The sequence below is a fragment of the Pararhodobacter sp. CCB-MM2 genome, assembly GCF_001691415.1.
Taxonomy (GTDB): domain Bacteria; phylum Pseudomonadota; class Alphaproteobacteria; order Rhodobacterales; family Rhodobacteraceae; genus Pararhodobacter.
Window position 1 is genome coordinate 91,933 of the sequence record NZ_LRRR01000008.1, and the last position, 12,337, is coordinate 104,269.

Sequence of the window (12,337 nt, forward strand, 5' to 3'; positions counted from 1 at the left end):
CGCCCCTTACCGCTGGGCGCTAGACCTCTGACATGACCGAACCCGATCCCACGCTCCGTCCCGACCGCCAGCCCGAGGATACCGACCGCGCCTTGCGGCCGCAGATGCTCGATGAATTCATCGGCCAGCACGAGGCACGGGCGAACCTCAAGGTCTTCATCCAATCCGCCAAGATGCGCGGCGAGGCGATGGACCACACGCTGTTCTACGGCCCCCCCGGTCTGGGCAAGACGACGCTGGCGCAGATCATGGCGCGCGAATTGGGCGTGGGCTTCCGCATGACCTCGGGTCCGGTGCTTGCCAAGGCCGGTGACCTCGCGGCGATCCTGACCAATCTCGAAGCCCGCGATGTGCTCTTCATCGACGAGATCCACCGCCTGAACCCCGCCGTCGAGGAAGTGCTCTATCCGGCGATGGAGGATTTCCAGCTCGACCTCGTGATCGGCGAGGGTCCGGCCGCGCGCACCGTGCGGATCGAGCTGCAGCCTTTCACGCTGGTCGGCGCGACGACGCGGATGGGCCTGCTGACAACGCCGCTGCGGGACCGTTTCGGTATCCCGACTCGGCTCCAATTCTACACTGAGGCCGAGCTCTGCCAGATCGTCTCTCGCGGGGCGCGGCTCTTGGGTGTCGGCTCGGACGAGGACGGCGTGCGTGAGATTGCCCGCCGGGCGCGTGGCACCCCGCGGATCGCCGGGCGTCTGCTGCGCCGAGTTGTCGACTTCGCGCTGGTCGAGGGCGACGGCACCTTGCACCGCAAGCTGGCCGACAGCGCGCTGACGCGGCTCGGGGTCGATCATCTCGGGCTCGACGGCGCCGACCGGCGTTATCTGCGGCTTCTTGCGGACAGCTATGGCGGCGGGCCGGTGGGGGTGGAGACCATCGCTGCTGCCTTATCGGAAAGCCGCGATGCGATCGAGGAGGTGATCGAGCCCTATCTGCTGCAGCAGGGCCTTCTGGCGCGGACCCCGCGCGGGCGGATGCTGACGCAGGCCAGTTGGCGGCACCTCGGGTTGGAGCCGCCGCGCTCGGGCAGTCAGGCCGAACTTTTCGATCCCGATTGAGCTTCAGCCTTCGCGGAAATCCGTCTGGGTGAGGTCTTCCAGCAGGTCGAGCAGCGTTTCCAGCCGCTCGGCCCCATAAGCCGTCTCAAGCCGGGCGAAGAGGTGCCGGTTCGCGTCGGCATGATCCTCGATCACCTTCTGGCCGGTGTCGGAAATCGTCACGATCGAACGGCGGCGATCGGCGGGATCGGTCGCCCGGCTCACCAGATCCTGCTCTTCCATCGCGCGCAGGATGCGGGTCAGGGACGGCAGCTGCAGGCAGGCCTTTTCGGCCAGCAAGCTCTGGTCCATCGGCCCAGTTTCATCCAGCACGCGCAGCACGCGCCATTTTTGCTCGTTCACGCCTGAGGCGGCGAGCATCTCCCGCACCGGTCCCATCACCGTTTCCCGCGCCCGTAGCAGGGTGATGGGCAGCGAGCGGCCGGTTTTGCGCATGGTTGTCTTGCTCATTGCCGATCCTGTCACCGATCACGCTGAACAAATCAAGCGATTTGCACCCGCCGGCGTCCCCGGATTCCGAAGCGCCTGTCGATTGAGCGATTGACAGGTCTCGCCATAACGCTTAACAAAGCAATCAATAGCCAGCCGGGGAGGGGTTCGGTGCCGCATCTCGACATCCAATATTCGCGCAACCTTGAGGCGCGCCTCGACATGCCCGGCTTCCTGCGCGTGTTGCGCGATGCGGCGGTCGAGACGGGGGTGTTCCCGGCGGCCGGCATCCGCGTCCGGGCCTTTGCAGCCGATCATGTGCTGATCGCCGATGGTGATCCGAAGCACGCCTTCATCGACATCGGCATCCGCCTGCGCGGCGGCCGCTCGCCCGAGGACAAGGCCCGCGCCACCGCCCATGTCTTCGCCGCCGCCGAGGCCTTCTGCGCCGAAGACCTCGCCCAGAATTCGCTGATGCTCTCGCTGGAAATGCGCGACATCGACCCGGAGCTGAGCCCCAAGACCAGCTCCATCCGCCGTTTCCTGCCGAAGGACATGCAAGCATGAGTGACCTCGCCACCCGCCTCTCGCAGCTCGACGCCCATCTCGCCCGGTTCCGCGAGGGTGGCATCGTCAACCTGATCAACGGGCAGGATGTCCCGGGCTCGGGCGGTTCGTTCGAGACCCGTTCGCCGGTCGATGACAGCCTGATCTGCGCCGTCTCGCGCTCGACCGCCGCCGATGTGGACGCCGCCGCCAAGGCCGCCAAGGCCGCGTTCCCCGCCTGGGCCGCAATGGACGGCACCAAGCGCAAGGCGATCCTGCACCGCATCGCCGATCTGATCGTCGAACGGGCCGAGGAAATCGCGCTCTGCGAATGCTGGGACACCGGCCAGGCCTGGCGCTTCATGTCCAAGGCCGCCCTGCGCGGGGCCGAGAATTTCCGCTTCTTCGCCGATCAGGCCCCGGGCGCGCGCGACGGCCAGACCCTGCATGCGCCGGGCCAGCTGAACGTGACCTCGCGCCATCCGATCGGCCCGGTGGGGGTGATCACGCCCTGGAACACGCCCTTTATGCTCTCGACCTGGAAGATCGCGCCCGCCTTGGCCGCGGGTTGCACGGTCGTTCACAAGCCGGCCGAGTTCAGCCCCCTGACCGCGCGCGTTCTGTCCGAGATCTGCCGCGACGCGGGCCTGCCGGACGGGGTGCTGAACCTCGTCAACGGCTTTGGCGAGGATGCGGGCAAGGCCCTGACCGAGCACCCGGATATCAAGGCGATTGCCTTTGTGGGCGAGTCGAAGACCGGCTCGATGATCATGAAGCAGGGCGCCGATACGCTGAAGCGCGTGCATTTCGAACTGGGCGGCAAGAACCCGGTCATTGTCTTCGAGGATGCCGAGATCGAGCGCGCCCTCGATGCGGTGGTCTTCATGATCTACTCGCTGAACGGCGAGCGTTGCACCTCGTCCTCGCGGCTTCTGGTGCATGACAGCATCGCCGACGACTTCCACGCGAAGCTGGAAGCGCGCGTCAAGAACCTCAAGGTCGGCCATCCCTTGGACCCGGCGACCGAGATCGGGCCGCTGATCCACAAGGTCCACTACGACAAGGTCATGTCCTATGTCGAAATCGGCAAATCCGAGGGCGCGACCTGCCGCGCCGGCGGCTCGCGGGTGGGCGAGGAGGGCTGGTTCGTGCGCCCAACGCTGTTCACCGACGCCACGCCCGACATGCGCATCGCGCAGGAAGAAGTCTTCGGGCCCTTCCTGACCTCGATCCGCTTCAAGGACGATGCCGAGGCACTGAGCATCGCCAACAACGTGGCCTACGGTCTGACCGGCTATCTCTGGACCAACGACCTGACCCGCGCGCTGAACTTCTCGGACAAGCTGGAGGCCGGGATGATCTGGGTGAATTCGGAGAACGTCCGCCACCTGCCGACGCCGTTCGGTGGCGTGAAGGCCTCGGGCGTGGGGCGTGACGGCGGGGATTGGTCCTTCGACTTCTACATGGAGACGAAGAACACCTCGTTCGCCTTGGGCGCCCACAAGATCCAGCGCCTCGGCGCCTGAGCGGGAAGGGGAGGAGCATGGGAGAGCTGGTTCTCGCCGCGAAGATGACGCATGTGCCGACGTTGCAGATGTCGGAGCAGGAAGGGGCGCTGAAGGGCAAGCGTCAGCCGGCCATCGACGGCCATCTGGAGATCGCGCGCCGGGCAAAGGCCTTGGGCGTCGACACGGTGGTGATCTGCGACACGCATTGGCTGGTGAACGCGGGCTTCCACGTCAACGCCAATGACCATTTCGAAGGGCTGCTGACTTCGTCGGAATTTCCGCAGTTCATCAAGGACATGCCCTATTCCCACCGGGGCAATCCCGAGCTGGGCGACGCCATCGCCAAGGCCGCGACCGACATGGGCGTCTACACGCTGGCGCATCACCTCGACAGTCTGGATCTGGAATATGGCACGCTGGTGCCGATGAGCTTCATGGCGCGCGAACACGACATGAAGGTCGTCTCGGTCGCGGCCTTCTGCACCGTGCATGGCCATGACGAGAGCCGGGTTCTGGGCCAGGCGATCCGCAAGGCGATCGAGGAGAGCGACAGCCGCGTGCTGCTGGTCGCCTCGGGCTCGCTGAGCCATAAAATCTGGTCGAACAAGGAGTATGCGCCCAACAACGGCACCTTCACCATCAGCTCGGAGTTCAACCGGCAGGTGGATCTGATGGTCCTGGAGATGTGGCAGCGCGGCGACCATGCGACCTTCCTGAAGATGCTGGGCGATTACGCGCATCACTGCTCGGGCGAGGGCTCGATGCATGACACGGCGATGCTGTACGGCGCGCTGGGCTGGGATCAATACTCCGGCCGATGCGAGATCGTGACGCCCTATTTCCCCTCGTCCGGCACCGGACAGGTCAACGTGATTTTCCCGGTCTGAGGAGGGCCCGATGCCGATCCCCGAAGCAAATCTCTACCCGCCCTTCAACATCGTGCGCCTGAGCCATGTCGAATACCGGGTGACCGACCTCGCCGCCTCGCGCGCCTTCTATGTCGACACCTTGGGCCTGCAGGTCACCGATGAGGACGACACGGCCATCTACCTGCGGGCGATGGAGGAGCGCGGCCATCATTGCATCGCGCTGGTGAAGGCCGACGCGGCCTCGGTCGGGTGTCTCGGTTTCAAGGTCTATGACGAGGCCGAACTGGACAAGGCCGCCGCCTGGTTCGACGGGCAGGGGCTGGGCGTCGAATGGGTCGAGCGGCCCTTCATCGGCCGCTGCTTCCGCACCCGCGATCCCTATGGCATCCCGCTGGAATTCTACTGCCGCATGGACCGCCTGCCGCCGATCCATCAGCAATACAAGCTGTACCGGGGCGTGAAGCCCCTGCGCATCGACCATTTCAACATGTTCTCGTCGGACGTCGATGCCTCGGTCGCGTTCTACAATTCGATCGGCTTCCGGGTGACGGAATACACCGAGGATGCCGAGACCGGCAGATGCTGGGCGGCATGGATGCACCGCAAGGGTGGCGTGCATGACGTGGCCTTTACCAACGGCACCGGACCGCGCCTGCACCACACTGCCTTCTGGGTGCCGACGCCGCTGAACATCATCGACCTTTTGGATCTGATGGCGACCACCGGCTATGTCGGCAATATCGAGCGCGGGCCGGGGCGGCATGGCATCTCCAACGCCTTCTTCCTCTATATCCGCGACCCGGACGGGCATCGGATCGAGATCTATTGCTCGGATTACATGACCGTCGATCCGGATCTGGAGCCGATCAAATGGGACCTCAAGGATCCCCAGCGCCAGACGCTCTGGGGTTCGCCCGCGCCGCGCTCGTGGTTCGAGGAAGGGTCGGTGTTCGAGGGGGCGGAACTGGTCGAGAGCGCGCTGAAGGCGCAGCCGATCATCGCGCCGTGAGTTTGGCAGGCGTCGGACCGGGGGCCAGCCCCCGGACCCCCGGGATATTTGGAGAGTAAAGATGAGAGCACGGATCGCAACGGTGGAGGCCGGGGGGCGGCAGGTATATGGGCTGGTGGTCGAGGGCGGCTTCGTGGCGCTGTCGGATGACTTTCCGCAATGGCCGAGCCTGCGGGCGGTGATCGCGGCGGGGGCGCTGCCGGAGCTGGTCAAGGCGGGCGCGGGGCGGGCGGTGACGCATCCTGAGGGGAGTTTTTCCCATGCGATTCCGGTGCCGGATGCCGAGAAAATCCTCTGCGTCGGGGTGAACTTCCCCGACCGCAACGCCGAGTACAAGGATGGCTCGGATCAGCCGAAATACATGTCGCTGTTCCCCCGTTTCGCGCGCAGCTTCACCGGGCATGGCAACCCGCTGGTGCGGCCGCCGGAGAACCACACGCTCGACTACGAGGGCGAGGTGGCGATTGTCATCGGCAAGGGCGGGCGGCGGATTAAACCCGAGGACGCCTATGACCACATCGCCGCGTTGACGCTCTGCAACGAGGGCACGATCCGCGACTGGGTGCGGCACGCGAAGTTCAACGTGACGCAGGGCAAGAACTGGGACAACTCGGGCGCCATCGGGCCTTGGCTGGTGCCGTTCGAAGACGCCGCGCAGCTCGATGAGGCGCGGATCGTCACCCGGGTGAATGGCGAGGTGCGGCAGGACGATGTGCTGTCCCGGATGATGTTCCCCATCCGCGAGGAGATTGCCTATATCTCGACCTTCACCACCCTTGTGCCCGGCGACATCATCATCACCGGCACGCCCACGGGCGCGGGGGCGCGGTTCGATCCGCCGAAATACCTCAAGCCCGGCGATGTGGTCGAGGTCGAGGTCGAGGGGATCGGCACGCTCACGAACGGAGTGGTGGACGAATGACGCCCGAGGATCACAAAGCCGCCGGCCTCGCGCTGTTCGAGGCCGAGAGGGACGGGCGGCAGATCGGGCTTCTGTCGCTCGCCTATCCGGGCATGACGCTGGACGACGCTTATGCCGTGCAGGCGGCCTTGGTCGCGCATCGGAAGGCCGCCGGGGGGCGGGTGATCGGCTGGAAGATCGGCCTCACCAGTCGCGCCATGCAGGACGCGCTGAAGATCGACACACCGGATTCGGGGGTGCTGTTCGACGACATGTTGTTTGCCGACGGGGCCGAGGTGCCGGCCGGCCGCTATATCCAGCCGCGCATCGAAGCCGAGATCGCCTTTCTGATGAAGGCGCCCCTTTCGGGCGCCGATGTGACCCGCGAGCAGGTCTTGGACGCGACCGAGAGCGTCGCGCCCTCGCTGGAGATCCTCGACACCCGTATCCTGCGCGCCGACCCAGTGACGGGCAGGGCGCGGATCATCACCGACACGATCAGCGATAATGCGGCGAATGCGGGCATCGTGTTGGGCCAGCAGCGCCATGACCCGCGCGACGTTGACCTGCGCTGGGCGGGGGCGATCCTGAAGCGCGACGGTGTGGTCGAGGAAACGGGCCTCGGCGCCGGGGTGCTCGACGACCCGGTGACGGGCATCGTCTGGCTGGTGCGGCGGCTTGCGCAATACGGGCAGGGGCTGTCGGCGGGCGAGGTTGTGCTGTCGGGCTCGTTCGTGCGGCCGGTCGAGGCGCCTCCGGGCAGCCGCTTCGATGCTGATTTCGGAGGCTTCGGACAGGTTTCCGTCAGCTTTGCCAAAGGTTGATCGGTTCGGGCGCTTCCCTGCCGCAAAGCGATGGTGTAGCGTCCGGATCATTGACTTAAGGCACGTTGGCAGATGTCCGAGAACCACCATTTTCTGGTTCAGCAGATCGCCGGGGGGGACAAGCAGGCCCTCGCGGCGCTTTATCGCGCCTATGAACGCCCGGTCTACAAATTTATCTGCTCGCGATTGAACGATCCCCACGAGGCCGCCGACATACTCCACGAAGTCTTCATGGACATTTGGCGGGTCGCCGCCAGCTTCGAGGGGAGAAGTCAAGTGCGTACCTGGATCTTTGGCATAGCCTATCGCAAGGTGATCGACGCCCATCGCAAGCGCGGGCGCGTGACGCTCACCGATGAAGTCCCGGAAACCGGCGATGTCGCGGATGCGGCTGATGCGGGCTATGCGGCCCAGCAGGAAGCGGAACATCTGCGCGTCTGCATGACCACCCTGTCCGACGAGCATCGCAGCGCCATCTCGCTGGCCTTCTACGAGGACATGACCTGCGCCGAGATCGCCGAGATCGCCGGTGTGCCCGAGGGCACGATCAAGTCGCGCCTGCACCATGCCAAGAAGCTGCTCCTGCACTGCCTGTCCGGCCGTCTGAAGGGGAGGGCGGTGGCATGACCCGGTCGCGCGAAGAGATGGAACTGGATCTGCCGTTCCTGGTGAATGGAACTCTGTCCGACGCCGAGCGGGCCGAGCTGGAATTCCTGCTGGCCGAAGACCCGCAACTGGCCGCCGAGCGTGATGCGCTGGCCGTGATCCGCGCCGAGATGCAGGCCGAGGACATTGGCTCGCCCGGTGAGTTCGGCCTGGCCCGGCTGATGCGCGATGTCGACCGTGAAACGGCAGCTGCGCCTGTCGCCCCGGCGTCGACTGTCGCCCGCTTCCCCGGCCGCAACCGGATGTGGCAGGCCGTGGCTGCCGTGGCCGTGATCGGTCTTGTGGCACAGGCCTATTTCGTTCGCCCGCCTGCAAATGTGGAGATCAACGTCGCGCCCGCCGGCTATGTCATGGCCGGGGCCGAGAGCGCGGGTGCGCTGCTGGTGGCCTTCCGCCCCGGCGCCACTGAGGCGCAGATCCGTGACCTTTTGCTGAGAGCCGAGTTGGAGATCGTCGCCGGCCCGTCCTCGTTGGGGCTGTACCGTCTGGATGTGCTGGATGGCGCGGCGCTGGATGCGGCGGCCCGTTCGCTGCGCGCGGCCGACGATATTGTGGAGAGTGTGGAGAATGTTCAGAACTGACCTACGGGCGGCAGGCCGGGGGCTGATCGCGGCGGGGCTGCTGGTGGTGGCGTCGGTCGTGTCTGCTTCGGCGCAGAACGGCGAGTATCCAGAGTATCCGGAATACGGCTATGACGAACCCGGCGGTTACGAGCGGCCCCAGGTGCCTGGTCAAGGCCGCGCACCGCGCGTTCAACGCACGGAAGGCGCGCGCTATGAATGGATCGTGGTCGGGCCCGCCGGCGAGGGCGCTGCCGTGGCCGCCGTCATCGACGCCGCAGGGGGATCGGTCATCCGCGCGACCGAGTTGCCGAACCTTGGTGACACCACAACCATCGCAACCTTCCCCACCGAAGCCGCACGTCGGCAGGCGCAGGCGGAGCTCACGCTGCAGGCGCCGGACTCATCGCTTTCCTGGCACCATCTGTATAACTTCGCCCAGTCGACCCCGCGCATCTACGCACCGGCGCTGATCGGCGATACGGCGCCTGACGCAGCGACGGGTGCAGGGCGCTGCCGGTTGCCGCGGCCGATGACCATCGGCATGATCGACGGCCCGGTCAACACCGACCACCCGGCCTTGCGTGGCGTCAACGTCACCTTCGAGACCTTGGTCACCAGCAACAACCTGCCGTCCGAGGATCACGCAACGGCCGTCGCTGCCCTGCTGGTTGGCGAAGACCCGTCCGGGCTGTTGTCCGGCTTTGCCCGCGGCGCTCGTCTGCACGCGATTTCCGTCTTTGCCGAGCGTGAGCAGGGCGAGGAAGCCTCGGTCGAACGGATCGCTCAGGCCATCGACCGGCTGGCGGGGCGGGGCGTTCGTCTCATCAACCTGTCGATTGCCGGGCCTGAGAATGCGGCGCTGGGCCGGGCCATTTCCGCTGCGGCGGCGCGGGGGATCGTGCTGGTCGCGGCCTCGGGCAATGATCGCCGCCCGGTCGTCGCCTGGCCGGCGGCCGCGCCCGAGGTGATCGCCGTCACCGCCGTGGACGCGGGCAGACGCTTGTTCCGTCGGGCCAACACCGGGGCAGAACTGGAATTCTCGGCCCCCGGCGTCGACATCTACGCCGCCCGGGCGCGCGGGGCTGGCTATGTCAGCGGCACATCCTTCGCCGCGCCGATCGTCACCGCGCTGGCGGCGCGCCACATGGCGGCGGGCCGTGGTTCCGCTGCGGCCATCCGGGGGGCGCTGCGGGCCGGCGTCGAACCCCTCGGCCCAGGCGCGCGCAACACCGATTTCGGTTACGGGCTGGTGCAGGGCGGCTGCTGAGGCCGCGCGCATGATCTTGCCGATAGGGGCCGTGGGAGGGACTCCCGCGGCCCTTTTTCCTGCCCCTGTCGCGCGTCTGTCATCTGTTCGGAGAATCTTTGAACCGGGGCGTACCCTCGTGCGACCTATAGCTACAATGCGCAGGGCCCGCAGGCTCAGGACAGCTGCCTGACCCCGGATTTTCCCTCGTTTCCGTCGGTGCCGGCGCTGCCATTGTCCGACTGTCCCATACCTGCCCCGGAGCTTGCTCCGGGGTCTTTTTTTGCGCTTCTCCTGCCGGCAATTTTCTTTTGAACCCGAGGGGGCAGCCGCGCGACCCATGATCAGTTCCCAACGCTCAATCTTTTCAACCACGCAATTCTATAGGAGCCAGATCATGAAAGCCCGCCTCGTTGCCCTCGTCGCTACCCTAGCCCTGTCGCCTGTCGCCACTTCGTTCGTGTCGGCCCAGACCCCTCGCCTTTTGCTGCCCGGTCAGCATGCCATCCAACCCGGTCCGCAAGTGTTGGTGCCCGGCGTGCGCGCTTGCGTCGACCTCGGCGTCGACATGAGCGTCAATGCGGCGCACGACCGTGACGGGCAGTCGACCTTTACAGTCACGTTGACCAATACTTCGTCGATCAATTTTGTCAGTTCGAACGGGCTGCAATGGGTCGATGTGTCTATCACCAGCGCTTTTGGTGCGACCGAAGCGGTGCAGCTGCCTTTCACCCAGCTTAACGCGGGTCAGTCCCGTACCTGGAGCGTCGCGCGTCAAGGCAGCGGCTGGCAAGGGCAGGCGAGCCTGTACATGAGCCCTATCACCCGTACCGACGGTAATCTGCGGAACAATGAGTGCAATGGCGGCAATAACTCGGATTCCGCCGCCGTTTGAACCTCAACCAACTGAGACAGGGCTGTCTTGATACGATCCGCCGCCATCAACCTTGATGGCGGCGATCTGCATGAGCATGACGCCAGAGTGGCAGAGCCTGCGACCCGACTGAAAAAAGATCACGCTTCTCGCATTTTCTTTGAACCCATCAGGCGGCTTGTCCGACCTACCAACATAGAAAGCGGACGATCCGCGCAAGACATTGAAGTGACGTACGATTTTCCCGGCATTCTTTCACGGGATTTCATGACCAAACCTTAGATCTGATCGTTTAAGCACCCACGGCGCCCCGGTTTCCACCGGGGCGTCTTTTTGTCCGACGGGAAGGACGATCTGTCGACCAAGGCGTCTCGCACCGGAAAGATCACCCTGACGGCGCCGGCCCGCGCGAACGCCCTCCCGCCGGATGTCGCCAGGACGAAACCCTGTTCATCGGCCTCGCACGGCGCGGCTATCCGGCTCTGTTGCTTGCCCTCCTGCGATGGCTTAGCGTCCGGCGCAGTTTGTCAGAGGGAGGCATTTCATGACTCAGGATATCGGTTTCGACACCCTTCAGATCCACGCCGGCGCACGGCCCGATCCGGCCACCGGCGCGCGTCAGGTGCCGATCTACCAGACCACCGCCTATGTCTTCCGCGATGCCGATCACGCGGCCGCGCTTTTCAACCTGCAGGAGGTGGGCTACATCTATTCCCGCCTCACCAACCCGACCGTTGCCGCGCTGGGCGAGCGTCTGGCCGCGCTGGAAGGCGGCGTGGGCGCGGTCTGCACCTCGTCGGGCCATGCCGCGCAGCTGATGGCGCTGTACCCGCTGATGGGGCCGGGCAAGAACATCGTCGCCTCGACCCGCCTCTATGGGGGCACGATCACCCAGTTCACGCAGGTGTTCAAACGTTTCGGCTGGTCCTGCACCTTCGTCGACACCGATGACCTCGCCGCTGTCGAGGCCGCCATCGACGACAACACCCGCGCCCTGTTCTGCGAGACGATCGCCAACCCCGGCGGCTATGTCTCGGACATCCCGGCGCTGGCGGCGATTGCCGACAAGCACGGCATCCCGCTCGTCGTCGACAACACCACCGCGACGCCCTATCTGGCCAAGCCCATCGAGATGGGCGCGACCTTGGTGGTGCATTCGACCACCAAATACCTGACCGGCAATGGCACGGTCACCGGCGGCGCGATCATCGATTCGGGCAAGTTCAACTGGTCGAACGGCAAATTCCCCTCGCTGGCCGAGCCGGAGCCCGCCTATCACGGCCTGAAGTTCCATGAGACCTTCGGCGCGCTGGCCTATACCTTCTTCGGCATCGCCATCGGTCTGCGCGACCTCGGCATGACGATGAACCCGCAGGCCGCGCATTACACGCTGATGGGCATCGAGACCCTGAGCCTGCGCATGCAAAAGCACGTCGCCAACGCCGGCAAGGTCGCGGCCTGGCTGGAGACGCATCCGGCGGTCGAAGCAGTCACCTATCCCGGCCTCGACAGCTCGCCCTACAAGGCGCGGGCCGAGAAGCTGCTGCCGAAAGGCGCGGGCGCGCTGTTCACCGTGGCGCTGAAGGGGGGCTACGAGGCCTGCGTGAAGATGGTCGATTCGCTGGAGCTGTTCAGCCATGTCGCCAACCTCGGCGATGCGCGTAGTTTGATCATCCATTCGGCCTCGACCACGCACCGCCAGCTGACGCCGGAACAGCAGGTGGCTGCCGGTGCCGCGCCGAACGTGGTGCGTCTGTCCATCGGGATCGAGGATGGCGAGGACATCATCGCCGATCTGGCACAGGCGCTGGACAAAGCCTCGGCTTAAATCCGCGTGC

Annotated in this window: 13 protein-coding genes; 12 read left to right on the forward strand and 1 reads right to left on the reverse strand. The window is 65.6% G+C overall.

Annotated features, from left to right (window positions below; translation table 11 throughout):
• Window positions 1-32: 32 nt before the first annotated feature.
• Window positions 33-1,064, forward strand: a complete 1,032-nt coding sequence (ruvB, locus tag BCY78_RS10785; protein WP_068301299.1) for a Holliday junction branch migration DNA helicase RuvB — start codon at window positions 33-35, stop codon at window positions 1,062-1,064.
• 3 nt (window positions 1,065-1,067) lie between these two features.
• On the opposite strand, the gene hpaR is transcribed toward ruvB, so the two are convergent.
• Window positions 1,068-1,514 carry a homoprotocatechuate degradation operon regulator HpaR gene (hpaR, locus tag BCY78_RS10790; RefSeq protein WP_068301300.1) on the reverse strand — a complete coding sequence of 149 codons (447 nt, stop codon included), beginning with the start codon at window positions 1,512-1,514 and terminating at the stop codon, window positions 1,068-1,070.
• A 150-nt stretch (window positions 1,515-1,664) separates the two neighbouring features.
• Between hpaR and BCY78_RS10795 the strand changes: the two genes are divergently transcribed.
• The 11 genes from BCY78_RS10795 to BCY78_RS10845 all read left to right on the forward strand — a co-directional run bounded on the left by BCY78_RS10795 (window position 1,665) and on the right by BCY78_RS10845 (window position 12,327).
• A complete protein-coding gene (locus BCY78_RS10795; RefSeq protein WP_068301303.1) occupies window positions 1,665-2,060 on the forward strand; it encodes a 5-carboxymethyl-2-hydroxymuconate Delta-isomerase in 396 nt (131 codons plus the stop codon).
• Complete coding sequence (hpaE, locus tag BCY78_RS10800) at window positions 2,057-3,565, forward strand: 5-carboxymethyl-2-hydroxymuconate semialdehyde dehydrogenase (protein ID WP_068301306.1); 1,509 nt, start codon at window positions 2,057-2,059, stop codon at window positions 3,563-3,565. Before BCY78_RS10795 ends, hpaE begins: the two co-directional genes overlap by 4 nt.
• A 17-nt stretch (window positions 3,566-3,582) precedes the next feature.
• On the forward strand, window positions 3,583-4,434 hold the full coding sequence (gene hpaD / locus BCY78_RS10805; RefSeq protein WP_068301308.1) for a 3,4-dihydroxyphenylacetate 2,3-dioxygenase: 852 nt from the start codon (window positions 3,583-3,585) through the stop codon (window positions 4,432-4,434).
• Window positions 4,435-4,444: 10 nt separating this feature from the next.
• The gene (gene hpaD, locus BCY78_RS10810) at window positions 4,445-5,425 is read left to right on the forward strand and encodes a 3,4-dihydroxyphenylacetate 2,3-dioxygenase (protein WP_068301311.1); all 981 of its coding nucleotides are present in this window, start codon (window positions 4,445-4,447) and stop codon (window positions 5,423-5,425) included.
• Window positions 5,426-5,486: 61 nt separating this feature from the next.
• On the forward strand, window positions 5,487-6,347 hold the full coding sequence (locus BCY78_RS10815; RefSeq protein WP_068301314.1) for a fumarylacetoacetate hydrolase family protein: 861 nt from the start codon (window positions 5,487-5,489) through the stop codon (window positions 6,345-6,347).
• Entirely contained in the window at window positions 6,344-7,150 is an 807-nt protein-coding gene (gene hpaH / locus BCY78_RS10820) for a 2-oxo-hept-4-ene-1,7-dioate hydratase (protein WP_068301317.1), read from the forward strand. Before BCY78_RS10815 ends, hpaH begins: the two co-directional genes overlap by 4 nt.
• A gap of 72 nt (window positions 7,151-7,222) precedes the next feature.
• A complete protein-coding gene (locus BCY78_RS10825) occupies window positions 7,223-7,777 on the forward strand; it encodes an RNA polymerase sigma factor (RefSeq protein WP_068301320.1) in 555 nt (184 codons plus the stop codon).
• Window positions 7,774-8,397 (forward strand): hypothetical protein, encoded by a 624-nt coding sequence (locus tag BCY78_RS10830; RefSeq protein ID WP_068301323.1) that lies wholly within the window; start codon window positions 7,774-7,776, stop codon window positions 8,395-8,397. The genes BCY78_RS10825 and BCY78_RS10830 overlap by 4 nt, the downstream gene beginning before the upstream one ends.
• A complete protein-coding gene (locus BCY78_RS10835; RefSeq protein ID WP_068301325.1) occupies window positions 8,384-9,646 on the forward strand; it encodes a S8 family serine peptidase in 1,263 nt (420 codons plus the stop codon). Before BCY78_RS10830 ends, BCY78_RS10835 begins: the two co-directional genes overlap by 14 nt.
• 376 nt (window positions 9,647-10,022) lie before the next feature.
• Entirely contained in the window at window positions 10,023-10,520 is a 498-nt protein-coding gene (locus BCY78_RS10840) for a hypothetical protein (RefSeq protein WP_068301327.1), read from the forward strand.
• 523 nt (window positions 10,521-11,043) lie between these two features.
• Window positions 11,044-12,327 carry an O-acetylhomoserine aminocarboxypropyltransferase/cysteine synthase family protein gene (locus BCY78_RS10845; RefSeq protein ID WP_068301330.1) on the forward strand — a complete coding sequence of 428 codons (1,284 nt, stop codon included), beginning with the start codon at window positions 11,044-11,046 and terminating at the stop codon, window positions 12,325-12,327.
• Window positions 12,328-12,337: the final 10 nt, after the last annotated feature.

Coding starts and splice junctions, on each gene's coding strand:
- ruvB (WP_068301299.1), top strand. CDS start 33: ATGACCGAACCCGATCCCACGCTCCGTCCCGACCGCCAGCCCGAGGAT.
- hpaR (WP_068301300.1), bottom strand. CDS start 1,514: ATGAGCAAGACAACCATGCGCAAAACCGGCCGCTCGCTGCCCATCACC.
- hpaE (WP_068301306.1), top strand. CDS start 2,057: ATGAGTGACCTCGCCACCCGCCTCTCGCAGCTCGACGCCCATCTCGCC.
- hpaD (WP_068301308.1), top strand. CDS start 3,583: ATGGGAGAGCTGGTTCTCGCCGCGAAGATGACGCATGTGCCGACGTTG.
- hpaD (WP_068301311.1), top strand. CDS start 4,445: ATGCCGATCCCCGAAGCAAATCTCTACCCGCCCTTCAACATCGTGCGC.
- BCY78_RS10815 (WP_068301314.1), top strand. CDS start 5,487: ATGAGAGCACGGATCGCAACGGTGGAGGCCGGGGGGCGGCAGGTATAT.
- hpaH (WP_068301317.1), top strand. CDS start 6,344: ATGACGCCCGAGGATCACAAAGCCGCCGGCCTCGCGCTGTTCGAGGCC.
- BCY78_RS10825 (WP_068301320.1), top strand. CDS start 7,223: ATGTCCGAGAACCACCATTTTCTGGTTCAGCAGATCGCCGGGGGGGAC.
- BCY78_RS10830 (WP_068301323.1), top strand. CDS start 7,774: ATGACCCGGTCGCGCGAAGAGATGGAACTGGATCTGCCGTTCCTGGTG.
- BCY78_RS10835 (WP_068301325.1), top strand. CDS start 8,384: ATGTTCAGAACTGACCTACGGGCGGCAGGCCGGGGGCTGATCGCGGCG.
- BCY78_RS10840 (WP_068301327.1), top strand. CDS start 10,023: ATGAAAGCCCGCCTCGTTGCCCTCGTCGCTACCCTAGCCCTGTCGCCT.
- BCY78_RS10845 (WP_068301330.1), top strand. CDS start 11,044: ATGACTCAGGATATCGGTTTCGACACCCTTCAGATCCACGCCGGCGCA.